Source organism: uncultured Roseovarius sp., from assembly GCF_947259555.1.
Lineage (GTDB): Bacteria > Pseudomonadota > Alphaproteobacteria > Rhodobacterales > Rhodobacteraceae > Roseovarius.
Window position 1 is genome coordinate 1 of the sequence record NZ_CAMYMD010000019.1, and the last position, 23,927, is coordinate 23,927.

The window sequence follows — 23,927 nt, forward strand, 5'->3', positions numbered from 1 at the left end:
CGGGCAGTTGGGTGATGGTAGTCTTTGACATGTGGCATATCCTTTTCTCACCAGAGAATTGACGGCGTCTGAACACCGCCATGATATGCCGCCCCTCAGGGCATCACCAACTTTCGCGCGTTTCCCGATCGCCGGTCGTCATTGTCCATTTTGCAGGAGAGCCATTCATGCTCGTCGATCTCTATGCCAAACTCGATCAAGGCGTACCCATCGCGGATGAGGACGCGCTTGTCATTGAATTCGTCTTCAGTGATCCGGTTGCCCCGGACATCCTTGCCGCGCGCCTCTCCGACGCGCTTGGCGGTGTGGACGTGGATGTGAACCCGGTCTTCGAGGCCGGCCCGGACCGCTATCACTTTGCTCGCTTTGCGGGCATCACGGGCCAGGGGCAAGAGGCCGTGGCGTTTGAATTCGCCCGCGCCCTGCGCCCCGTGGCCAAGGCGGACGAGGCCAACCCGGTTCTTGCCGACAGCCTGATCGGTGCGGCGGCCGTGGGCGCGGCAGATACCGAGAGCCTCTCGGGGGCCTGCTCGACCTCGCGCGACGACAGCCTGCCCTGGGGCTGGGTGCATCCGCGCATCGGCACGCTCGCGGCCTGGGGTCATACCCGTGGCGCGGGCAGCACGGTTGCGGTGATCGACACAGGCCACTCCACGCATCAGGAACTGAACGGCTCGATCCGCCAGCAAGGCCAACGCAATTTCGTCGAAGGCGGCAGCGATGCCTCGGATCGGTTTTCAAGCGGTATCCTCAAGCATCCCGGACACGGCACGCTGGTTTGCTCGGTGATCGCGTCGCGCGGCACCGTCGATCAGAATGGCGACGTGACTTCGGGCGGCGGCATAACCGGGGCGGCCCCCGAGGCCATGATCCTGCCCATCCGCGCGATCAAGTCGGTGATCAATTTCACCCAGACCACCATCCCGTCCGCCATCGCCCACGCCATCAACGAAGGTGCGGACGTCATTGCCATGGCGCTTGGCGGGCCGACACGCGTGGCCTCAACGGAACGCGCCCTGCGCATCGCGGTGGAGCGTGGCCTTGTCGTGGTCTGTGCCGCCGGCAACTGCTGGCCGCGTGTCGTGTTTCCTGCCGCCTACGCGTCGCAGGGTCTATGCACCGCAGTGGCCGCCCTCAACCCTGACCTCTCGCCATGGGCCAAGACCGGCTCCGGCCCCGAAGTGACGATCGCCAATTTCGGCGTCAATGTCTGGGGGGCGGCCAAGAACAAGGCGAGTGACCCCGACCATGGCATCCGCCCGGCTCAGGGCACGACGCTCGCGACCTCGCTGACCGCGGGGGCTGCCGCGCTGTGGGTGGCCCATCACGGCGGGCGCACGGCCCTGCGCCACAAGGCAGCGCAGGCGGGGACCACCGTTCAGGCCATGTTCGTTCATTGCCTCACCCAAGGGATCATCCCGCCATCTGTATGGGGGGGCGCAGGCGCCTATGGCGCGGGGCTCATCGACGCGAACAGGCTCTTGGCGTGTCCCTTTCCAACCGGCACCGAAGCGCCCGCGCCAGCCGCCCCCGGCCCAACCGGCACAGCGCCGACGCTGGCCGTCCTGCAATCTCATCTCGCGGGGCACGCCCCGGATGCGGCGGCCGACCTAGCCCCCGATCTCGCCGAATACGCGAGTGAGTTGATCTGGCTCAGCCACCGCGCACAGGCCCGCGAGCGCGCGGCGCAGACAACCGAGACGGAAACCTTCAGTGGCCTTGACGTCGCAAGCCCCGGTCTGGCCGACAAGCTCTTGGCCAGACCCGCCCTGCGCGCCGCGCTTCGTCGTCCGTAAGAGACCCGCATGCCGACGCCTCTCAACCCCACCACGCTGGCCCCGCTGCTGCGGGATCACCAGGCGCTGGTCGAGGCGGTGATGGCTGATATCTACGCCGACCGCGCATGGAAGATGACGCTCGACATTCTCCAGATGATCGCCAGCGACAACCAGATCACCCTGGCCGAAATGTTGTCTCAGACGCTGGAGCGCGACGGCCTGACGGGTGCTTTCATCTCGGTGCTGCGCAACCGCGCGCCGCAACTCCTGCCGGTAGACGGGTTTGCCGTGTCCGACAGCGTTGACGCCAACGCCATCGCAGACCCTCATTTCAATCCCGATAAGCTGACGGAATTCTCCTCGGTCGCCGATGCCCGCCGATGCCGGATCGCGATCCGCTTTGACAAAAACCAGCATCCCGTGGAAAAAGGCAGCGGTATTCTTGTTGGTCGCCGCCTCGTGCTGACCGCCGCGCATGTGATCGCGGATGCCCTGCAAGACCTCGGCAGGCTTGACCTCAAACGCAATGGCCTGTCCCGCGCCTCGATCCTCGTCACGGACATAAACGGCAAGGATTACGCGGCATGGCCCGCGTTCCTCTCGCCGCCGCACGCACGCGAACTCGCAGGCCAGAAAGCGCCGCGCTCCGCCTATGCCACCCATACCGATGTCGCGCTGCTGCGGCTCTTCAAACCGATCGGGCGGGCGCATAAATTTGGGCATTTCGATCTTGATGGCACCACGGCGCCGCAAACCGGCACGCGGCAGCTATGGCTCCTGCATTTCCCCGCAGGAGACGACAAGGGTTACACGCAAGCCGCCTATCGTCGTTCCGCCGCCGACGACATGTACCTGCCACATTCCGCACCGACCGAGGGCGGCTCATCGGGCGGTGCGGGTTTTTCCGGCGAGTTTCGTTACCTCGGTCATCATCAGGCCGGGCGAACCGCCGGAAATGGCGGGCGGATCGTTCCTTATGAGCGTTACGCGGGGAATGCCGCCTTCCTCGAGCAGATCAACGGTGACAGCCCCCCCGATTACCTCTGGTCCACCGACGAAAGCCCCGAGGGGCATTTCATCATCGGTCGCAATACTTTTTTCGACGGTCTCGCCGCGATGATCGAGAACAAGGCACCAAACCTGCGCGGCATATGGGTAAAACGGATCGACGCCACCCTGCCGCCGACGGGCCTTTCCTTTGGTTACGACATGCTCACGGCGTATCTCAACGCCTATGACAGGCCCGACCGCATCCATCGGGTCTCGACGGACCTCATCAGCGACGATCTGCTGCATGAGGTCAACGCCCGTCTGCTCAGCCCCGATCGATCGCTTTTGGCATCAGCCGGTGTCCGGCCGGACGAAACCAGCCTTGCCGCCGAGGCCCGTGACCGCGCGGTTACGCTCGCAAATCGGCTTGACGCTGCGGCGGCGCAGTCGGGCGCGCCCCATTGGATCTATTTCGACAATCCGCCGTCGGGCCTGTCGCGTGAAGCACAGGTGCAGATGGAGCATCTGGTGTCGGAGATCCTGAGCCGTCGGCATCTGCGCCTGATCCTGTCCGGCTTCGAAACCTTCACGCTGCGCAACCGGCTTTATTCAACGATCCGAGAGGCGCGGGATCAGGGCCAGCCGGGCTTGCTGGTGGAACATATCGGCGAGTTCACCCGCGAAGATGTCTTCCAGACCGTGGCAGCGATGGCCGACAGTCTGGGACTCGGGTGGAAAAAAGACGTGATCGACGCCGCTGTCCGGCAAGCGCTGGCAGGTCTCTCCTCGACCGCCGGGGTCTATTCCTCTGCTGTCGCGGGCATGGTGGCCAAGGCCCTGCGCGCGCAAATTCGGACACAGGGGGTCGGTTCGCCATGATGACGCTCGACCCCGACCTTGAACAGCTCTTCGAACGCGCCAGCCTGTATGGCGCGCTGCACGACAGCTTTGCCCCGGCCGATGCGGTACGGTGGGCCAACGCGGGGCGAATGCCGCGCGACATTCAGGTTGTGGCGCGCGTGCTGGCCCTTCTGCAACCTGAATGCGCCGATACCTCGACACCATCAAAGGCCGGTCAAAGCTGGACGATGCGCCCCGCCGCGCGCCACCATATCCTGTCCGCCGAGCAATTCGACAATGCCCGCGCCGAGATCGCCGCGTCGTTCGATACGCCCGTCGCGGATGCTCGCCTCGGTCGCGGTGTCTTTGCGCCTGCCGCGCTGCAACGGATGATCGGGCTGGGTGACATCGGCGGCGATCTGGCCTTCATAACCGGCACGCTTGACCGCGCCGGCCCTGATGCGCCCGGCGCTGATTATCTTCTGGCCTTGCGCGGCCTCCTCAACCGCCTGACGGCCGAGAAACGCACCGAATCTGTCGTCGGGGATGATTTCGTGGGCCGCGAGACCGAGCTTGAACGCATTGCCGAGGCCCTCGCCAACCCGCAATCCGAAGCCCCACTCACGGCGATCTATATTTCCGGCGTCGCCGGGATCGGCAAATCCCACGTGCTTGAGCGCGCCCTGCAACTTGCCCGGCTCAAGGAGCAACCGGTCGTCGTGCGGCTCGACTTTGATCGCTCGGGTCTCGACATCCTCGATGCGCAGCATTTCTTTGACGAGATTTCACGCCAAGTGGGCGACAGCCTGCCCGGCAGCGCCGTCGCCCTGCGCGACCTGCGGCTGGAGGCGACGCAGGAGGCGGTCGCAGTGACCCGCAAGTCCACGGCGGCGCAAGTTGCAGCCTCCGGCCAACCGCCCCTCGCCCGCCTGCTCGACACCATAGCGCAAGCGATCAACGACGCGGACAAGCTCCTGCTCGTCGTTCTCGACACGCTCGAAGTGCTCCGGTCCGAAGGAGAGACGCGTATCCCGCTCCTGTTCGAGCGGCTCGACCGGCTGGCGACCTCCGGCATCGATCGTATCGCCATCATCGCCGCCGGTCGGGGCGACGCCATGGCACCCGCAGCCGATCGCATCTTGGGACCGCCCCTTGAACTTCAGGGCCTCGATGCCAAGGCGGTGCATAAACTGCTACAGGAACGCAACGTGCCCAGGGACCTCTGGCCGAGGATCAACCAGCTTGCGCAGGGCAACCCCTTGCTTCTCAAACTTGCCGCAAAGGCCGTCAGTCATGATGATTTCGACGAGACCGAGATCCCCGAGGATGCGGGGGACGACATTGTCGGCGGCTATCTCTACCGCGCAATCCTGTCACGCGTGCCAAAGGATCTGCGCGGTCTCGCAACCGAGGGGTTGATCCTCGCAGAGGTCGATCTCGGCGCTCTGAAAGAGGTGATCGCGCCTGTCGTAGCGCCCGACATGCCGGAGCGTGAGCTTCGCACCATGTTCAATGCCCTGCGTGACCAGCACTGGCTTGTGACCGAAGACAGCGGTGCCGGCACCTTGCGTCACCGCTCGGACGTGCGGCGCGCATTTCTTCCGCTGATCTACGAGGCCGCACCAGAGACCACGACCGCGATCAACCGGCGCGCGGTCGCGTGGTTCGAGCGTCAGGATAATCCGTTCGCGGCGCTCTATCACCGGCTGCAACTGACCCGCACGGGCAATCCGATGCCCGACATCCCGGCGGATCTGGCGCGCCGCTTCGATCCCTTCATGCTGGACGAATTGCCCGAACCCGCACGCGCCGCGCTGCGTCAGGCCCAAGGGGTACGGTCAGATTTCGGCAGGGCCGGACACGCGCGGGAAGCCCCGGCCGAGACGCCACCTATCTCCAGAGAACAAGACTTCGCAGCAGATTCTTCGGGCGATACATTCGTGCGCTTCGACGCGAACCGCAACCGGGTTCAAATTGCATCTGCACTGCCTGATGGCGCGCGCGCGCCAGATCCGCGCGCGCTCTCGGATCTAGAGCTCACACTCTCCCGCGCGGACCTGCGTGAAGCAGAATACGTGGTTCAGAGCGCGCTCGATGGCTGGCTGCCCGCCGGGTCGCGCACCGGTCGGCTCTTGATGGCGTATCTCTGGCTGACCGGGCGCTGGTCCTCTGCCCGCAAACTCTTTGACGTGCAGCCCTATGGCGCTCTGGACGCCGCGCTGGAGAACGCGCCGCTGCTCGAAGGGCGTGTCCTGCTCGACATGACGGCAGAGTTTCGCTTTGACGCGCTTGTCCAACGGTTGCGCGACGCGGACCTGCGCGCACGTATCCTCACCGCACGCGCAGAGTCCGCGCGTATTGGAATAGAGGATGGCGCGCTCGATTTCGCCCTGCTCTGTTCGGTGCCTGCCTCGGATCTTGAACGACACGACATGGACACCGTACTGGGCCTTCTCGCCCATAACGGTGGCGAGCATCGCGAAGCCGAGGAACGGCTGCACTACGTAAGCGCAGGCATGCGCCGCCAGCACGGTTTTGTCTCCGATCCCGTTTTTCACGAGCAAGGCGGCGGCGTCGATCCGGCGGACGAGTCCTACGAGTTCGCAATCCTCAATCCCTATGCCAGTATCCTGTCAACCGTATTGCGCCGCGCGCCGCGTGGAGCGCTCGCCACTTTCATCGCCAACGCCCACGACCTGCCCCGCGCGGCCGCCCCACACCTTGCCCCGACCCTGCGCAACGTGTCCGAGGCACTGCCCGATCGCTTTACCTCGCCACTGGAACTGGGCGAGGCGTTTCGCGGTATGGGCCTCGCCGCCGAGTGGATCGAGGGATTTACGTTGTTCAACCCGGTGCCGGATCTTCCGATGCTGGCGCACTCCCTCGAACGCTGGCGCCGGACCGTCGCCGGCGCGTGGTGTTTCGGGCGCACGCCACCCGAGGACTGGTTAAAAAGACGTACGATCGACCGCGTCACACAGGGTCGGGCGTGGCGGCTCTTCTGGTCGGATGCGCCGATTGAAGCCGCCCGCACGCAGCTCATGTTCTGGTCGCGCCCCACGCATGACGGCCCCGCCGCCGCACGCCACCTCGAGAACCGTTTTGGTCCACGCTACGCCAAGGCGATCGCGGCCCTGCCGCCCGACGCCGAGCCGCGTGACGCGATGCGCACCGCTCTTGAGCTGTTCCATGATGCGGGCATCACCGCAATCGCCGCTGCCCCGTTGGCCGTCCTCGCCGCCCACCGCTTGCCCCCGAACCGCGTCTTCGCGCCTCTGGAGTAAGCCTCCATTCAAAGGAAAACACCCATGACCGACAGCCGCATTCAGGAAAGCATCGCCCGCCTCGGCACTTTCGCGCAGGACGGGACGCTCGACGCCGTGCTCACCTCGTCACAGCAGGGTAACCCGCTGATCGACGAACTTGGGCTGAGCATCGACAGCCTCAAGGATATGATCGAGACCCCACCCCATCAGCTTCAGAACCGGGGCGAGTCTCCGGTCCGCATGGAAGCGATCATCGAACTCATCCGCCGCCCGCCCCTGATCGTCGAGAACGGCAAAGTCACCGGCAAGGACACGCTTTCCGCCTTCTTTGACGGGAACATCTCGGGCGATATAACCGCTGTCGAGAAATTCATTCCCTCGATCGGGCGGATCGAGTTTCTCAATCATGCCCGAGGCTGGGGCGGAACGGGATGGGTGATCGAGGACAAGGGCGACACGCTGCGCATCGTCACCAACCGCCACGTCGCCAAGATCGTCGCGCAGCGCACCTTTCGCGGCGATGCCGTCTATGCCTACGGGCCCGGCAACGTCAAATACGGCGCGCAGATCGACTTCGGGGAAGAGGCGAATTCCGAACCCGATCCGGCACAGCTCTTCGCCATTCACCGCTTCACCTATCTTGCCGACGACATCTCGGCCGACGTGGCGATCGGTGAAATCGACAAGCCGGCAGACGTGGATCACATCGCGCCCCTGCCGCTCGCAGGGGCCGACGGTCAGGACGGGGAAACGGTCGCCACGGTTGGCTATCCCGCCTATGATACCCGCAACGCGCATGTGCATATGGAGCGGTATTTCAAAGGCCTTTACGACGTGAAACGCTTCGCGCCGGGGCTCTTGATCGCCACTGGCGACATCCTCAGCCACGACTGCACCACGTTGGGCGGCAATTCCGGCTCGCCGCTCCTGTCACTCGACAGCGCGACCGTGGTGGGGTTGCACTTTGCCGGGGCGTATCGCAAGACCAATTCAGCGGTGCGCGTCTCAACCCTAAAGGCATTGCTCGCAGGCAACTCGCACGCCGCTGCGGTCGCCGACCATGCCAGCGGCACGACGGAGGCCGCCGACAGGACGCATGACGCCAGCCATTTCGAGGGCCGCCGGGGCTATGACCCCGACTTTCTGCGCGCCGCCTCGGTACCGCTACCGGTCCTGCCCGACGCCCTCGGGCTTGCCACGCCCTCCGACGCCACGCCCGCCCGCCCGCACGAATTGCGCTACCAGCATTTCGGCGTGCTCTATTCGGCCCCGAACAAGGGCCCTGCGGTCACCGCCTTCAATCTCGACGGCGCGCTCTTCCGCCCGATCAAGCGGCATAATTCAACCTGGTTTCACGATCTTCGGATCCCCCGCGACATCCAGCTTGACCGCGAGGACTACGGCCATGCCGACATAGACAGAGGCCACATGGTCAGGCGCTACGCGACAAACTGGGGCACCGAGGACGAGGCCATGCGCGCCAATCTCGACAGCTATCACTATACCAATGCCGCGCCTCAGCATCGCGCGCTCAATCGCTCGTGGTCGAAATGGCTCGGTCTTGAGAATTACGTACTCGAAAGCGCCCGCACCCACGGCTTTCGCGCCAATGTCTTTACAGGGCCGGTCTACACGCCCGGGGACAAGGAACTCGGCAAGACCGGCGCGCCGTTGCCAACGCATTTCTGGAAGGTGCTGATCATGCTCGCGACAGGCCCCGACGAGGTCATCCGCCTGCACGCCACCGCCTACATGCTCTCTCAGGGCCAGCTCATTCAGGACATGCTGCTCGACGGCGGCTTGACCGAAGCGACCGAAGGGTTCGAATACGGTGAGTACAAAACTTTTCAGATCCGCATCCGCGACCTCGAAGCCATGACAGGCTATGATTTCGGTCCGCTGCGAGATTTCGATCCACTCAACCGTCTGGCACAGAGCGAAGCCACATTTGCCGCAAAACCGGTGATCGAAATCGATTATCTTGAACAGATTGTTCTAGGATCAGACCACACTGAGCCAGGCTCATAAAGGTGGTGAAATTTGTCGGATGGCCTCTGTGCGTTTGATGGAGATTGAACACTGGCAAATACGGAATTTATTACGCACTGCTTTTATTTGAGTGTGGCCAGCGTTTGTGGTTGTCGTGTGTGGTTGGTGTTTCGAGGTAGTGCCCCACCGGGTGGTGTAAGAGGCCGCGCGCGGAGCCTTTTGGCGTAGCGCGGCGTGCGGCCGGGGCTGGCGGCGGCCGACATACGCCACCATCCACCGCATGATCGTCAATCCGGCCTACGGCGGGTCCTATGCCTATGGCAAGACCCGGATAGCGGCGGGGTTCGGGACATCGGCCATTCGCAGGAAAGATCGCGACGAATGGGTTGCATCGAAGCCGGGTGCCCATGAAGGCTACGTGAGTTGGGAACGGGCGGAGGCGATCCGCAAGATGGTCAGCGACAATATCCCTCAGAGCCGGCATCACGGCGCAGCCAAACATGGGGCCGCCCTTTTGACCGGGCTTCGGCGCTGTGGCCGCAAGCTGACGGTTCGCTATACCGGCAAGAAACACGATATTCCCCGCTACTCCTGCTGGCGCGGTCCTTTGGATAATGGCGAGGCGCGCTGCATCGCTTTTGGCGAATTGCGAGTCGACGATGCCATTGAACACGCACTCCTGCAGGTGGTCGGCCCGGGCGCCATCGCCGCGGCGGAGGCTGCCGCCCTGCAAGTGGCGCGTCAGCGGGATCAGGTTCGCGATGCGCTCTGTCGCGACCTTGAGGCCGCGCACTACGAGGCAAATCGCGCGTTTCGGCAGTATGATGCATCCGATCCCGAGAACCGCCTTGTGACCGCCGAACTGGAGACCCGCTGGAACCGGGCACTCACGCATGTCCAGGAGGTCGAGAATAAGATCGCTCACCACGATACGGACACCCCGAGGGGGACAGCATTGCCGGTGGAAGACCTGACGGCCCTCGGGAGCGATCTCGAACAAGTCTGGTTCGCGCCGACCACCGATGCCAAGCTCAGGAAGCGCATCGTTCGCACGGTGATCCGGGAAGTGGTGGCGGAACTCGATGATATTGCCTCCGAGATCGTTTTGCTGGTTCATTGGGCCGGGGCCGCCCATACCGAAATCCGCCTGCCCAAGCGCCGTCGCGGACAGCACAACGCAACAGCACCGGATATTGTCGAAGCCGTCCGCCAGCTTGCGCGGATCGCCAGCGACGATGTCATCGCGCGCATTTTGAACCGGAACGGTTGCGCCACCGGAAACGGCAACCGCTGGACAAGGGAACGGGTTACGGCACTCCGGTCCTACCGCAAAATACCGGTATTCAAGCCCGAACCCAATGGTCTCGATCTCTGGCTCAATCTCTCCGGCGCGGCCAAACTGCTCGGAGTAGCCCCAAGAACGTTGCGCTTGGCAGCAGAAGCAGGTGATATCAAAGCCAATCACCCGCTTGCAGACGATCCATGGGTATTCGAGCGCGCGGAACTATCAAAAACGGCGGCACAACAGATCAAGAAACGGGCGCGGCAAAACCCCAAACACCCCGCAGTATCGCACCCGGATCAGCAAAATCTATTTTCTTCAACAACAAAGAAAGATGGGCGTAATGAAGCAAAGTTGTAGTGTTTTCTCCAGCCCGCGATGATGCCCTCGGCTTGTCATCGAAGACATCCGATACGCCATCGAGCAGCTGATCTTTCCACTGCTTGATCTGGTTTGGGTGGAGGTCGAACTGCGTCGCCAGCTCGCTCATCGTTCTGTCGCCCTTCAGCGCCGCCAATGCGACCTTTGCCTTGAAGGCAGGGCTGTGGTTCCGTCGCCCAAAAACACCTTGCGCAAGGGCCGTCCATAGATTCGCTCCTTCGTCCCGACAAAGCTGCCGGATTGGGAGCAGAAAATCCACCTAACTCATCTGTTCAGATTTGCCGAGCCACCTCTATGTCCGAAGTCTCTCGACGTGAAAACACACTTGGGCCGTTCTCTGGTCCGTAGGACGCGCCACGCCGCCAGAAGTCGCCCCTTAATCAGGGAATAGGCTCCACCTGACTTTGCCCGAATCAATCCTTCTGCGCTTGCGCGGCATTCGCCACAAGCCGCCTGGTGACCAGGCGCATCACGGCCATGGCGAATTTGGGGTCTTCATACTGCAATCGCGTAAAGCGCTTCTCGTTGAGTTCGTAAACAACCGTATCCTCCACGCACCGAACCGTTGCCATTCGCGCGGCACTGCTGTTGAAGAACGCCATCTCACCGAAAATCTTTCCCGCAGGCACAGTCACATTCTGACCCTCGATTTCAACGAGGCCCTCGGACAGATAATAAAGGCTGTCAACCGGATCGCCCTTCTCAAAAAGGAAATCGCCCGACTGGATGACACGTTTTTTGCCATAAGACATGGCGGCGGAGAAATCGGGTTCGGACTCGTCCGTCATATGCGTCACCAATCTGCTAAGCGCTATGAGTTCGTAGAGGCGATAAGCGTTGATGGAGAGCAAGATGACTTCAATCGCCAGAAGCGGCCAGATCTGAAACAAAGCGCTATAGATGATGAAGCAGACCGATGACAAGATCACGAGGACACGCAGCCAGATCATCGAATTCATGGAGAACGTCGCCAATTTGAACGCAACAGCGAGCCAGCCAACGGCTTCAATCATGTGGTGTGTGGTGATGAATTCCATTTCCCTATTCTCCTAATGCGCCCGCCGAGCCAGGAACCATGTCAAGGATCTGGTCAAACGCTACGGTCCTGTTGTCGCTACCATTCAGAAATGTACAGTTTCAGTCGGCGTCAGGGTTTTGGTCCCTCGGTCAGGATCATTTGTCTTCCACATGCTTCTGGAGTGTATGGGCAATGAGGCTGCCATGGCCAAAGAGCGCGCTATGGCTCCGGTGCCGCATGCTTTCTTGCGGAGGGTTCTTTATCAGCCGCCATCCCAACCATATCGCGATTGAGGCAAAGATTACGCTACCGAGCGCCTGTCCGATCAAAACCCCTTGCGCGCCCATCAGGACCCCTCCAGCGACGACAAACGGCCAAGTGCCCAGGGTGTTCTGCCCCCAATTCAACCACATCGAATAAGACGGGCGGCCCAGCGTGTTGAATGACGCGCTCGCCACAAAGACCGAGCCACTGAAGAACGATGACAGTGCCAGGGGGAAGCAGTAGAGGTATATCAGTTCCCTCGTCAGGTTCTCGGCATTAAAGAGATCAGCAATCGGGCCACGGAAGGCAAACAATATCATGGTTATACAGAGCACATAGATCGCGACAAACTTGATGGCATCGAGATAGGCGCGTTTGACCCGATCAATATGGTCGGCACCGAAATTCTGTCCGATGATTGGCCCGATGGCACCCGAAAGCGCCCAAATTACGGAGAAGGCAACCGGCGTCATCCTTCCGATCACGGCCATCCCGGCCACCGCCTCTGGCCCGAATTTTGACATTTCTCGGGTCACGATCGCCGTGCCAATGGGCGTGGCCACACTGGCCAGCACGGCCCGATTGGCGAAATGTGTCACCGTCTGGAGGTCACGCCAGAGCAAGCGCACGCTTGGGGGGACAAACGCATTGTGCTTGCGCAACGCCGGATAAAGGGCAAGGCCCAGCGTCACGAAGCGCGCCGCCACCGTTGCCCAGGCCGCACCCGGCAAGCCCATGCCCAGCGCGAAGATGAAGATCGGGTCAAGCACCGCATTGGTCAACGCGCCGAAAAGGGATGGGTACATCGCCAACCGGAGCTCACCGTAGCATCGCAACGACGCGACTGTGACCATGGACAGGCCCGACACCCAAGTGAATGGCAAGACAATCCAAAGATAGGTCGCCGCAAGGTCAGCCACCTCTCCCGTGGCACCGAGAGCTCTTACGAAAAACTCAATATTGGTCAATAGAATCAGCGGCATGGCGATCCCGATCACCATAACGAGCATCGCTGTGCTCGTGGCGTATTCTCGGGCCTCCAACTCATCATCCTCGCCGATTGACCGCGATACCAAAACGCTGGCTGCGACTGACAGGCCAATATTGATTGCGCTGGTAAAGAACATGAGAGCGCTGGCATAGCCAGCGGCGGCGGCCATTTCCTCATACCCGAGCATCGAAATGAATATCAGGTCGATCAGATCGACCGCATAGATCGCCATCAGGCCGATGCTGGCCGTAAAGGATGAAACCGAAACGTGACGCATGATGCTGCCGGTCGTGAATTTGGCGTTCTTCCCGGGCGTCATCTCAGGTCCTTCGTAGTTGGGCCGGTCATCGACAGCAAGAGCATCCCGGGGCCACATGAATTCCCCGTTGCACACGACGAGTGTACAAAGGTTGGGCAGAGGCCGGTAGCCTAGAGTTTCATCGAGGTGGTTCCGGAAATCTGAACAGCCGGGATAGGTGGATTTTCCGTGCAACGGCGGCATGATGCTCCGAGCAAGGAGAAGACCATGGCAAGACGGCCGCGCCGGAATCACAGCCCGGCATTCAAGGCGAAAGTGGCTGTAGCTGCGATCAAGGGCGAGAAGACGCTGATCGCACTGGCGCAGGATTTCGACGTTCATTCGAACCAGATCAAGCAGTGCGTGACCAGTTGCTTGAGGGCGCGACCGGGGTGTTCGGCGACAGCCCGAAGGCCGCGGCGGAACCGGCGATCGACGTGAAGACCCGGCAGGCGAAGGTCGGAGAGTTGACGCTGGAGAACGATTTTTTGCCCGGCGCGCTCGGCAAGGCGGGCCTGTTGCCGAGCGCAAAAGGATGATCGATCTCACTGCGAAGCTGAGTATCAGCCGCCAAGCCAAGGTGCTGGGGATCAGCCGGGGCAGTGTCTAATACAAGCCCCGCCCGGTGTCGGACGCCGATCTCAAGCTGACGCACCGGATCGACAAGCTGCATATGGAATTCCCGTTCGCAGGCAGCCGGATGCTGCAGGGGCTACTGGTCCAGGAGGGCTTCAAGTCACCGATCAACTACGAAAGGACCGCCACTGAAGGGCTGGTATCTCCAAGCCCATAACCGTCCACGAAACCGGTGGAAACTCCGCTTTAACGGCGGATTTGTCGGTGTTTCGGGGCTCGTCCTTTGGCTTCGGGGATAGCTTCTTACTTCATCGCTGTCAGGTTTAAGGTGTTGATCCGATTTTGACTTGATCGCATTGCGTGTCACGTCGCTGGGCTTCGGCACCTGCCGATCCAAATCGTCTCTGTGGAACTCCGGCCACGCAACGATTGATCGGCTAGTGGGGTCAGTTGAGCCGTCTCGGCCCAGGCTAGCGCCCGGCTTTCGCTGGCGATCAGGGCATCCGACATGGCCAACTCTGCGCCCTGGGATTTGGCAAACTCTTGCAACCTGCTGGCCGTGTTGACGACATCGCCGCTGATAGAAACAACCCTGTGTCGCTTTCCACCAAGAATGCCAAGCTGCACTTTCCCGGCGTGGCCGCCGATGCGTAAACTCACACCGTCCCTTGCCGCAGCATGGAATAGTCTTTCGGCGAACTCCAGCGCATGCGTGGCATCTCCCTCAGCCGGTTCGGGAAGGCCGAATACAACAAGGAGACCATCGCCGGAGAAGTCCAGAATTGCCCCGCCCAGCGGATCGGCAGCGGCCTCTACCTGTTCGTGAAAGGCGCTCAAGAAGTCGGCCGTGCCAGCGGGCCCCATACGTTCTGCCATCGTGGTAAACCCGGCTACGTCGACGAACAGGACGACTGCTTGCTGAGGCGCAAGACGACTCAGCGGGTTAGTTTGAGAGGCGATGGCTTCGACCAAGCGCGGTGACTGAAAGCGCGCGAGATTGGTCGCACGACGTCGTGTGTTCAGAAAGCGCAACGTCCCTCCGACCGCCAGTCCCACCAGAAGCGCCCCCAGCACGGTTGTGGCGTCGAGCCACCAGCCCGCTTCGAACGCCGCTTGCAATGCAGACAGCGTTGCCGCCGCTAAAAGGGCGCTGACCAGCAAGGCAAGCCATGGTCGCGCAAGCCCCCCGGCAAAGAGCCCTGCCAAAGCAACAGTAACGGCCAGTGCCCCGCCGAGACCCAAGGCCATCAAATCGCGGCGCAGAACCCGCCCGTCGAGCAGGTTGCCGGCGAAGGTCGCATGTGCTTCCACACCGGGCAGCGTTGCGTCAAGACTGGTGGCATGGCGGTCGCCAAAGCCCGTCGCGGTTGCGCCGATAAATACGATCTTGCCATGCAAGTCAGCGTCGGACAACGCGGCGGCGGAATGGATGGGAATGGTTCCACTGGGGCCGTAGAAATTGAGTGGCAGCGCACCCTGCAAGTCCAATCTTGCTGTGGGCCATGCGCCCTCCAACCGTCCCCCGGGAAAACCGCCTGATAGGATCAGGTCGGGCCGGGACCGCTGTACTGAAATCGCCGCGATTGCCAGCCCCGGCACGGTAACCAACCCGTCGGGCGTCTGCACAGTCAAAGCTGGCCACATTCGGCGAAGCATGCCGTCGCTGTCGTGCCGGACTGTGACATGTCCCACGGCCGCATGACCTTGCAGTCCGGGTGCTGGCCCCATCGCGGGCAAGGCCGCCGTTGGGCGCGGGCCAACGACCAGTCCGAATCCACCAGGAATGGTCAAGGCCGATGGGGTGGCCTCTGAGCGTGCCTCAGCGACACCCAAAACCGTGGGCCCCAGTTTGAGCGCCTCGGCCAGCGTTGGGTCATCGTCGCGCGGGTCCACCAAAAGCAGGTCAAGCGCGACAACCTCAGCGCCAGCGGCGAACGCCTGCCGAACGATTCTTGCGATATCGGCGCGGCTTGGTGGAAAGGCCTCCAGTGTGGACACCGCAAGATCGTCGAACACCACGATGGCCACCGGATCGGACGGCGGCAATGGCCCCCGCACCGCAAAGCGCAGATCAAGCAGCCGCCCCTCAATGCCCGCGCCAATCCTGCCTCTTTCACCCGGATGCCATATAACGAGGACCAAGGCGCCGATCAGTACCAACAGGCCAACGCGCGCCCAGCGTACAAGGGCTAGGCCGCGGCCTGTCACCAATCGGGCCCCAGCAACTCAGCAAAGCGGTCAATCCGCAGCTGGCCCCATTGGACAACTGAACCGACTGTGCCGTCCGCCGTGACATCGACACCGTCCCCCGGGCCTAACTGCACCGTTTCGGTCTCGCCAAAGACAAAGACTGCTCCTTCGCGCGCGAAAACCGCGCTGGCGCCCTCGGTAACACGCATGGCCCATTCGGTGGAACGCACGGCGGCCACGGCCGACGGTGTTCGAATCTGAATGGTCTCGCCGGTATCGTCGCCATCGGAGAAGAACCCCGCGATACCCTGCATTAGCCGCATACCGAATGTCTGCTGCGCGTCGTCCACGAGGCGCGCGACCGCGATTTCGGAGGCCGGACCGACAACGACGCGCAGCTCGCTATCACACTGCAGCGTAACGCGGGCATTGTGCTCGGTGCGCAGCGTCGCGCCACGGCCCAATCCAAGCCCGACCTCCGCTGCCCGGCGGCCATTGCCCGGCGCCGACACCACGCTGGCGCCCTCGACAGAAAGAACAACGCAGATGCCCCGGACATCCGTCTGCGCCATCACGGGGAAGCCGGGGGCATAGGCCAGTGCAATGGAAAGGCATATTGTGCGGAACATATTTCTAAACATATGTGAGGCGCCGTCCCAGGACGTCGACCGAAGCCAGTGCTTGAGTCAAAAGAGCTTGGCACCAAACCGAAGCCAGACGGTTACCCATCCGAGATAGAGCCGACATTTCCCAAGTGATGTTGTCTTGAGGAGAGGTTGGCCGATTTTGCGACCGTTTTCAAGCTCGCTCACGCGAGATATGGCCAAAAGTTGGTGATGCCTGATCAGGCGGCAGCTTGAACTTGGCGGACCCCGTCTCGGAACTCAATCCCCTGAATGATCTCAGGCAGGCGATTTTGACCGTCGAGTTTGCGCCATTTCTTCTGTGCTGACATCATCAGCCTGAAGGCCATGGCCAGTCCTGTCTTGCGGCTCATGCATCCTTTGGTGCGTTTCGTTCGATGCCTGACGGTGGCAAAGGTACTTTCGATCGGATTGGAGGTCAGCCATCCGCGCCTTGAAGTAGACGCCGTCCGCCCAGAGGTAGAGAAACTGCCGCGCGCCAAGGTCGCGTTTCTGCCAAGCCTCGTAGTCCTCCCACCAGTCGGATTTGACACGCGTGATAGTCTTGGCGGACAGGCCCTTGGCATTCGGGCCCAGCAACGCCTCCAGCGCCTCGGAAGAATTGCCCGTGGACACGCCCTTGAGGTAAAGCCACGGCAACAGTTCTTCGACCGATTTGGCCTTGCGCAGATACCGGGGCAGGATGCTGGGCGTGAAGGTGATCTTGTCTTCGCCAGCGCCCCGGTCCCGCACACGCGGCACTTTCACTGGCACCGGACCGATCCCGGTCATCACTTCCCGTTCCGGTAATTGACCATGTCGCACCAGGCTCAGGGCCCACTTTTCCCCGCGACAGCCATCGCCGCACACGCCAACAGTGGGTTCAAAGGAACAGGCTTCGCGCGCCGCCCATGGAAAAGCACCGAACCGGTTCGCAAAATCGTCAATGATGCATTTTCTCAAGCTGGCTTGCCGAACTACGGTCCGCATGCCTTTCGGCACATGCTGGCACGCCAAGCAGCGAATACATCCACCTCGGTCGCGGAATTTGTCGCAAACTCCCAAAACCTTGGCCATACTGACGTTTTAACGACGCTTCGCAGCTATGGCTAGATCAGCAGTGAACGCCAACGAGAACTGATCACCGTACGAAACCCAGAAGAGTGACATGTCTCTCCATGCTCGGGATCAGACATTCAGGGAATACATTAATAATATGTGGGAACATGTGTGGGAACGCCCAATTAAAATCCAGGATAAGTTCCAAAATTTCAATGCACTAACGTTGTTTAGTGGCGGAGACGATGGGATTCGAACCCACGAGACCCTTCCGGGCCTACTCCCTTAGCAGGGGAGCGCCTTCGACCACTCGGCCACGTCTCCGCCGACGCGTATAGCCGGGCAAACCAGAGGTTTACAAGACGAAATTTCAAAAACTTGAGCGAGCTCCGTCAGAGCGGCCAGATCCTTGAACCGCATAGAAATCGTATCTTGGACAACCAGAGGCAAACCGACATCAGCATGCATCATCACCGGGTCGCATGTCGCGGACGCTGACCTCGTAAGCGGATGCTCAATGCACTCTGGCACCACACGAGGCGTTGGTCGCTGTCGCCCAAAGCCTCGCCCTGTTTCAAAACGCCGGACGGGCCTGCCAAAACTGGATGAATGCGCATGCATGACAGAATTACATGACACTGTGTGCTGCCTCGCGCATATTCACCTCACAACGCGGTCCAGAAAGGCGAAGAACGGCGCTGAGAAAGGCTCGGGCCGTTCGATCAGGCCAAGATGCTTTAGGTGCGGCACAACGCGGGATTCTGCGCGAGGGATTTCAGCGGCGATGGCGTGGCTCATAGCAGTAGTCGAACCGCTGTCATAGTGCACGGTGTGTCGTATCATGGCGAATTTCCCGGAGTAGCCCGGATTGAGCCGCCGGCCGCTATCGTCCAACATACTGCGATCTTTCCCGGCCTCGGAAAATGGCTGCGTCAGCGGCCAGCTCATGATGTTACAGTCGTGCGCGATCGCGTAGTCAAAGGTGATCGGCGAGCGCGCCGCGACCCAGATCGGAACCTCCGTCTGCAGGGGTTTGGGACAGGATGTCGAGCTGGGGAATTGCCAGTAGGTGCCATCATGTGCCACGTCGCCAGCCCGTAGCCTTTTGAGCAGCGGCAGCATCTCTTGCAGATAGCGCCAGCTGTCCTTTTGATCGAGCCCCGGAAACATCCGGTCGAATTCGCGCTGATAGGCACCTGAGCGAACGCCGAACTCCATCCCTCCGCCACTCAGCAGATCGCACGGCGCGGTCCACATCCGAGGCTGAGGCTTCGGGTATCGCGGCCCAGTTTTCGCCTGTCGCCGGGTTGAAACTCGGGAAAGTACCGCCCTCCGAGGACGCGACCCAATTCCCGTCGATCAGCATCTTGCAGGTCTTCATTCGCACGCCTTCAGGTAGCAGCCACATGGGCCGGTTTTGTTTGCGGCAGCACCCGGTGATAACAGCCATCTTGACAGGTCAGAGGCCGGGCTCGGCTGGGCAGCGCGTCGCAGACATGACCGAGAACGATCAAGTGACTGCCTGATCGCACCGTTGGTGCAGCTCACAGCAAAAGACGGATGCTCCGTCTATTTGTGGGGCGGCTCCGGGTGCGCCGCAGCACGCAATCCCGGAAAACCGGTCATCGATCCACTGATCGTGGCGACCGGCGAAACAGGACGCCTCGTTCGCGCCTCGCAAAAGATGAACGTGACCCAATCCACCGTCACCGCGCGACTTAAAACGCTCGAGGACGAGATTGGGCAAACTCTGCTCAACCGTCACAAATCGGGGGCGACGCTGACACCAGCGGGCGCCAAGCTTTTGCAATATGCGCGCATCATGACCGGGCTGTGGCGCGGATCAATTTTGACAGTTCATGGTGGGCGCTCCAATTCATTCTCGACAATCGCGGCTCCGCCTGCTTGTCCGAGGCGCTCGCTGATCGTCCCGTTCGTGCCGGGCGGATCTTTGTCGTCACTGACGCGCCGGTCTACACGCGCAAAAATGCCTTGTGGTCAACGAAAGCGCCGCTCAGGACTGGAATTGGTTCCGGAACCTGGTGGGACGATTGACGCAAGGCGCGACGTTCCTGCGAGATTGAGGCAACAAAACCTGTCGACACCTCCAATATGCCCCTGCAAGAGTTTCGTGACGGATTGGTGTTGCACGCTATGCTATAACAGGATCGCAGCTGACAGGTGACCGCTTTTGACGCGAACGGGTTTGATAAAACAACTCCTGCTCTCCGCCCTACTGATCGTCGGGGCGGCTGTCGCGTGGCACTTTCGCGCGGACGTGGCGGCACTATGGGCATCGGATACAGCCGCGCCATCGTCGGATGCGGTGCCCGAGGCACAAGGCGCACCGGTCATTGTCTCGCAGGTCGAGACAGCCCGGGACGATCTGACGTTCTCGGCCATAGGTACCGGTTTCGCTCAGCGTTCGATCACGCTGCGGGCACCAGCAGGCGGAGAAATCACCTCCCTTGCCATCTTGCCCGGGCGCAAGTTTGAGAGACAAGACACGCTGATGCGGCTGGACGACACCGATGAGAGACTCGCGCTTGCCCTTGCCGAGGCCCGATTACAACGCGCCACATCGGAACGCGACCGCTATCGCGCATTGCAGGACACCGGGGCCGCCGCGACCGCGCGGTTCGAGGAAGCCGAGACTGAGTACAAGGTCGCCCAAATTGCCGTTGAACAAGCGCGGGCCGATCTGGACGACCGGACACTGCGCGCGCCCTTTGACGGTGTATCGGGGCTGGCCAACGTGGAGGAAGGCGACAGGATCGTCGCCGATGACGCGATTTCCAGCTATGATGACCGCAGCCGCATCCTTGTGGAATTCGACCTGCCCGAGGCACTCTTGAGCCGCGTCAGGATCGGGTTAGCCATCGTCGCGCACACCCCGGCCGTCGAGGCGCGCAGCTTTGACGGCGAAGTCGTGGCCATCGACAGCCGCGTCGAGGCCGACACCCGCACCGCGCGGGTGCGGGCGGCCATCGACAATGCCGGTGATCTGTTGCGGCCCGGCGCATCGTTTTCAATCCGGCTCGATCTGCCCGGCATGAGGTATCCGGCGGTGCCGGAACTGGCGCTGCAATTTTCGCGGGGCGCTTTGCAGGTCTGGCGCGTTACAGACGGCAAGGCAGAGCAGGTGCCGGTGCAGCTTGTGCGGCGCCGGGCGGGTCTCGTGATCTTGGATGGCCCACTGGCGGAGGGCGACAGGGTCATCGTGGAGGGTACGCAGCGGCTGCGCCCCGGTATCAAGGTCAAGGTCCTGAACGATCCCGACGCGGTCCGCTCATGAGCATGGGCGGCCGCGGCATTTCCGATCTGAGCGTTCGACGGCCCTGGCTGGCGGCGGTGATGAGCCTGCTGATCGTGATCGCAGGCATCGGCGCGCTCTTTGGCATCGAGGTGCGGGAATTGCCCGACGTGGACCGGCCCATCGTGTCGGTGCGCGCCAATTATCCCGGTGCCTCGCCCACAACGGTCGATGCCGAGGTCGCGTCCCTGGTCGAGGGGGCGGTGGCGCGGGTTGCCGGGGTCGAGGCCGTGCGGACGTCTTCGGAAGAAGGCAATTTCCGGATGCGGGTGGAGTTCAGTTCGGATCGCGATCTGGCCAATGCCGCCAATGACGTGCGCGAGGCGGTGAGCCGGGTCGAGACGCGATTGCCGGACGGGGTCGAGGATCTGTTCGTGGTGAAATCCGAGGAGGATGCCGATCCGGTCGTCGATGTCGCGGTGTGGAGTGACGCGCGGTCCATCGGGGAATTGACCCGGCTGGTCGAGGATGCCATCGCCACCGAGTTCACCGCCGTCGATGGCGTGGCCGAGGTGGTCTTGTTCGGGGATCGGCAGCGGGTCTTGCGGGTCGAGGTCAGGCCGGACCGGCTGGCGGCCTTTGGCCTTTCGATTGGCGAGGTTGCGGAGGTCTTGCGCGCGGCGCAGTTCGACGTGCCGGTGGGCAGTTTTTCCTCGGGGCCGCTGGAGGTGCTGGTGCGCGCCGATGCCACCGTGGCCGAGCCTGCGCGCATCGAGGAGTTGCTGTTGCGCGACCGGGTGCGGCTGGGGGATGTGGCCGGGGTCTATTTCGGACTTGCCACGCCCGACAGCGTCGCGCGGCTTGATGGGCGGCAGGTGGTCAGCCTCGGGATCGTGCGGCAGGCGCAGTCCAATACGGTGCGGATCTCCGACGAGGTGAGCAGCGTGATCGAGCGGCTGAAACAGCGGTTTCCAGATCTCGGCTTTGCCGTCACCAGCGATGATGCGGTGTTCATCAAGGGCGCGATTTCCGAGGTGCTCAAGACGCTTGGCGTGGCGCTGGTGATCGTGATTGCGGTGATCTGGGTGTTTTTCGGCCGTCTCGGGGCCACGCTCATCCCGGCCGTGACCATCCCGATTGCCTTGGTGGGATCGGTCGCGGGGATCTACCTGATGGGGTTCTCGATCAACCTGATCACGCTGCTGGCGCTGGTGCTGGCCACCGGGCTGGTGGTGGACGATGCCATCGTCGTGACCGAGAATATCCAGCGTCGGCGGCAGGAGGGGATGGGCCGCCGCGCCGCCGCCGTTCTGGGATCGGGGCAGGTGTTTTTCGCGGTGATCGCAACCACGGTAACGCTGATCGCCGTCTTTGTGCCGATTTCCTTCCTGCCGAGCGATGCCGGGCGGTTATTCACCGAATTCGGTTTCGTGCTGGCGGCGACGGTGGCGATCTCGTCCTTTGTCGCGCTGACCATGTGCCCGATGCTGGCCTCGCTCTCGGAGGGGTTGGGGCGCGGTGGCGGGGTCTTTGGTGGACTGGGAACTCGGCTGGCGGCGCTTTACGGCGCGCTTATCCGCCCGATGATCCGCGCGCCGTTGGTGACGCTGGTGGGCGCCACGCTGATCGCCGGGGGCGCGGTTCTTGTCTATGAACGTTTGGGCGAGGAGCTGGTGCCGCCGGAGGATCGCGGCATGGTCTCGGTCTGGGTGCAGGGGCCGGACGGCACCGGGCTTGATTACACGGACAGGCAGGTGGTGCAGGTCGAGGACATGCTGCGGCCCTATGTCGAACAGGGCGTGGCGCAGAGCCTCTATTCGATCACCGGGCGCTATGACCTCAACCGCGGCAGCATCGGCGTGCGCCTCGTCCCCTGGCAGGAGCGGGATGTGTCGCAGGCGGATATCGAGGCTGAGATCCGTGATGAGCTTGAAGCCCTGCCCGGCGCGCGCCCGCGCATTCGCAGCGGCAACAGTCTGGGGCTGCGCGGCGGATCGGGCGGCGGCCTGAGCATCGCGCTCACAGGGCCGAACTATCCGCAGATCGCCGAGGCTGCCGACGCTTTTGCGCAGGATCTGGCGGGGATCGAAGGGCTCTCGGGGATCCGGATACAGTATCAGGCGACGCAGCCGCAGCTCAGCATCGGGGTGGACCGGCAGCGCGCCTCGGATCTGCGAGTGCCGATGGCGACGCTCTCAGGAACGCTGCGCGCGCTCATTGACGAGGACGAGGTGGCGGAACTGACCATCGACGACGAGGCGGTGCCGATTTTTCTGCAATCCGCCGCAGGAGCGGTGCGCGATCCGGTCGACCTGATGAACCTCAATATCCGCTCGGATGCGGGCGACCTGGTGCCATTGAGCCAGATCGTCACCCTGAACGAACGCGGCGTCGCGGCAGAGCTTGACCGTCATGAGCAGCGTCGCGCCATCGAGATCGACGCCTCGGTGGCGCCAGAGGTAACACTGCGCGAAGTGATCGACGAGGTGCGCGCGCTTGGGCAGGAGCAGCTGCCGTCCGGCATCGGCCTCATCTTCCTTGGTGAAGCGGCCTCGCTCGACGAGACCTCTTCAGCGCTCACGGCAACCTACGTAATAGCACTTCTGGTGGTGTTCCTCGTGCTACTGGCGCAGTTCGAGAGCCTGACGAGCGCGCTGGTGGTGATGACGACGGTGCCGTTCGGCGTCTGTGCCGCGATTTACGCACTGCTGCTCACGGGCACGACGATCAATATCTACAGCCAGATCGGGGTGCTGATGCTGATCGGGGTGATGGCCAAGAACGGCATCCTGCTGGTCGAGTTCGCCAATCAGCTGCGCGACGAGGGGCGCGAGGTGATGGATGCGGCCTATGAGGCGGCGCTCGCGCGGCTGCGTCCGATCGCGATGACGCTCATTTGCACGGTAATGGCCGGCCTGCCGCTCATTCTCGGGACCGGGCCGGGGGCCGAGGCGCGGGCCTCGATCGGGTGGGTGATCGTGGGCGGTCTTGGCATGGCTGCCGTTTTCACCCTCTTCCTGACCCCTGCGGCCTATGCGTTGGTCAGTGGCCTTGCCAGCTCACGCGCCTCCTCAGCCGATGCCCTCGAAAAAGAGCTGCGCGAAACAAAAGCTTGAGCACATTTTTCGG

The 23,927-nt window shown here is 62.4% G+C and carries 12 protein-coding genes, 1 tRNA gene and 5 pseudogenes; 9 read left to right on the forward strand and 9 right to left on the reverse strand.

What is annotated here, in order from left to right; genetic code table 11:
- The first annotated feature begins 167 nt into the window (after positions 1-167).
- The 5 genes and pseudogenes from Q0X85_RS02690 to Q0X85_RS02710 all read left to right on the forward strand — a co-directional run.
- Positions 168-1,796, forward strand: coding sequence for a S8 family serine peptidase (locus tag Q0X85_RS02690; protein ID WP_297768648.1), 1,629 nt, complete (start codon positions 168-170; stop codon positions 1,794-1,796).
- A gap of 9 nt (positions 1,797-1,805) precedes the next feature.
- Positions 1,806-3,647 (forward strand): trypsin-like peptidase domain-containing protein, encoded by a 1,842-nt coding sequence (locus Q0X85_RS02695; protein WP_297768651.1) that lies wholly within the window; start codon positions 1,806-1,808, stop codon positions 3,645-3,647.
- Positions 3,644-6,892 carry an ATP-binding protein gene (locus Q0X85_RS02700; protein WP_297768654.1) on the forward strand — a complete coding sequence of 1,083 codons (3,249 nt, stop codon included), beginning with the start codon at positions 3,644-3,646 and terminating at the stop codon, positions 6,890-6,892. The genes Q0X85_RS02695 and Q0X85_RS02700 overlap by 4 nt, the downstream gene beginning before the upstream one ends.
- 24 nt (positions 6,893-6,916) lie before the next feature.
- Complete coding sequence (locus Q0X85_RS02705) at positions 6,917-8,902, forward strand: DNA/RNA non-specific endonuclease (RefSeq protein ID WP_297768657.1); 1,986 nt, start codon at positions 6,917-6,919, stop codon at positions 8,900-8,902.
- A 220-nt stretch (positions 8,903-9,122) separates the two neighbouring features.
- Positions 9,123-10,505 (forward strand): annotated as a pseudogene (locus Q0X85_RS02710) (recombinase family protein); the annotation flags it as partial.
- Positions 10,506-10,515: 10 nt separating this feature from the next.
- Here the strand turns inward: Q0X85_RS02710 and Q0X85_RS02715 are convergent.
- The 3 genes and pseudogenes from Q0X85_RS02715 to Q0X85_RS02725 form a co-directional block, all read right to left on the reverse strand.
- A pseudogene (locus Q0X85_RS02715) lies at positions 10,516-10,701 on the reverse strand (transposase); the annotation flags it as partial.
- A 238-nt stretch (positions 10,702-10,939) separates the two neighbouring features.
- Positions 10,940-11,563 carry a cyclic nucleotide-binding domain-containing protein gene (locus tag Q0X85_RS02720; RefSeq protein WP_297768660.1) on the reverse strand — a complete coding sequence of 208 codons (624 nt, stop codon included), beginning with the start codon at positions 11,561-11,563 and terminating at the stop codon, positions 10,940-10,942.
- A 136-nt stretch (positions 11,564-11,699) separates the two neighbouring features.
- Positions 11,700-13,118, reverse strand: coding sequence for an MATE family efflux transporter (locus Q0X85_RS02725; protein ID WP_297768664.1), 1,419 nt, complete (start codon positions 13,116-13,118; stop codon positions 11,700-11,702).
- 207 nt (positions 13,119-13,325) lie between these two features.
- Here Q0X85_RS02725 and Q0X85_RS02730 point away from each other — a divergent pair.
- Positions 13,326-13,827 (forward strand): annotated as a pseudogene (locus tag Q0X85_RS02730) (IS3 family transposase); the annotation flags it as partial.
- A gap of 209 nt (positions 13,828-14,036) precedes the next feature.
- Here Q0X85_RS02730 and Q0X85_RS02735 read toward each other — a convergent pair.
- The 6 genes and pseudogenes from Q0X85_RS02735 to Q0X85_RS19770 all read right to left on the reverse strand — a co-directional run.
- Entirely contained in the window at positions 14,037-15,881 is a 1,845-nt protein-coding gene (locus tag Q0X85_RS02735; protein ID WP_297768667.1) for an adenylate/guanylate cyclase domain-containing protein, read from the reverse strand.
- The gene (locus tag Q0X85_RS02740) at positions 15,878-16,492 is read right to left on the reverse strand and encodes a FecR domain-containing protein (protein WP_297768669.1); all 615 of its coding nucleotides are present in this window, start codon (positions 16,490-16,492) and stop codon (positions 15,878-15,880) included. The genes Q0X85_RS02735 and Q0X85_RS02740 overlap by 4 nt, the downstream gene beginning before the upstream one ends.
- Before the next feature lie 215 nt (positions 16,493-16,707).
- Positions 16,708-17,314 (reverse strand): annotated as a pseudogene (locus Q0X85_RS02745) (transposase); the annotation flags it as partial.
- A 465-nt stretch (positions 17,315-17,779) separates the two neighbouring features.
- Positions 17,780-17,869: transfer RNA gene (locus Q0X85_RS02750), tRNA-Ser, on the reverse strand.
- A 336-nt stretch (positions 17,870-18,205) separates the two neighbouring features.
- Positions 18,206-18,763 carry an LLM class flavin-dependent oxidoreductase gene (locus Q0X85_RS02755; protein ID WP_297768671.1) on the reverse strand — a complete coding sequence of 186 codons (558 nt, stop codon included), beginning with the start codon at positions 18,761-18,763 and terminating at the stop codon, positions 18,206-18,208.
- A 64-nt stretch (positions 18,764-18,827) separates the two neighbouring features.
- Positions 18,828-18,995 (reverse strand): annotated as a pseudogene (locus Q0X85_RS19770) (hypothetical protein); the annotation flags it as partial.
- A 234-nt stretch (positions 18,996-19,229) separates the two neighbouring features.
- Between Q0X85_RS19770 and Q0X85_RS02765 the strand changes: the two are divergent.
- From Q0X85_RS02765 to Q0X85_RS02775, 3 genes are read left to right on the forward strand one after another with little or no spacing between them, the layout of a single operon-like run.
- The gene (locus Q0X85_RS02765) at positions 19,230-19,730 is read left to right on the forward strand and encodes a LysR family transcriptional regulator (RefSeq protein WP_297768791.1); all 501 of its coding nucleotides are present in this window, start codon (positions 19,230-19,232) and stop codon (positions 19,728-19,730) included.
- Positions 19,731-19,751: 21 nt separating this feature from the next.
- The gene (locus Q0X85_RS02770; RefSeq protein ID WP_297768674.1) at positions 19,752-20,840 is read left to right on the forward strand and encodes an efflux RND transporter periplasmic adaptor subunit; all 1,089 of its coding nucleotides are present in this window, start codon (positions 19,752-19,754) and stop codon (positions 20,838-20,840) included.
- The gene (locus Q0X85_RS02775; RefSeq protein WP_297768676.1) at positions 20,837-23,914 is read left to right on the forward strand and encodes an efflux RND transporter permease subunit; all 3,078 of its coding nucleotides are present in this window, start codon (positions 20,837-20,839) and stop codon (positions 23,912-23,914) included. The genes Q0X85_RS02770 and Q0X85_RS02775 overlap by 4 nt, the downstream gene beginning before the upstream one ends.
- The last annotated feature ends 13 nt before the right edge of the window (positions 23,915-23,927 follow it).

Excerpts from the sequence above, each read along its gene's own strand:
- Q0X85_RS02765 (WP_297768791.1), top strand. The coding sequence starts at position 19,230 with ATGAACGTGACCCAATCCACCGTCACCGCGCGACTTAAAACGCTCGAG.
- Q0X85_RS02720 (WP_297768660.1), bottom strand. The coding sequence starts at position 11,563 with ATGGAATTCATCACCACACACCACATGATTGAAGCCGTTGGCTGGCTC.
- Q0X85_RS02775 (WP_297768676.1), top strand. The coding sequence starts at position 20,837 with ATGAGCATGGGCGGCCGCGGCATTTCCGATCTGAGCGTTCGACGGCCC.
- Q0X85_RS02755 (WP_297768671.1), bottom strand. The coding sequence starts at position 18,763 with ATGGAGTTCGGCGTTCGCTCAGGTGCCTATCAGCGCGAATTCGACCGG.
- Q0X85_RS02705 (WP_297768657.1), top strand. The coding sequence starts at position 6,917 with ATGACCGACAGCCGCATTCAGGAAAGCATCGCCCGCCTCGGCACTTTC.
- Q0X85_RS02725 (WP_297768664.1), bottom strand. The coding sequence starts at position 13,118 with ATGACGCCCGGGAAGAACGCCAAATTCACGACCGGCAGCATCATGCGT.
- Q0X85_RS02695 (WP_297768651.1), top strand. The coding sequence starts at position 1,806 with ATGCCGACGCCTCTCAACCCCACCACGCTGGCCCCGCTGCTGCGGGAT.
- Q0X85_RS02700 (WP_297768654.1), top strand. The coding sequence starts at position 3,644 with ATGATGACGCTCGACCCCGACCTTGAACAGCTCTTCGAACGCGCCAGC.
- Q0X85_RS02690 (WP_297768648.1), top strand. The coding sequence starts at position 168 with ATGCTCGTCGATCTCTATGCCAAACTCGATCAAGGCGTACCCATCGCG.
- Q0X85_RS02740 (WP_297768669.1), bottom strand. The coding sequence starts at position 16,492 with ATGTTCCGCACAATATGCCTTTCCATTGCACTGGCCTATGCCCCCGGC.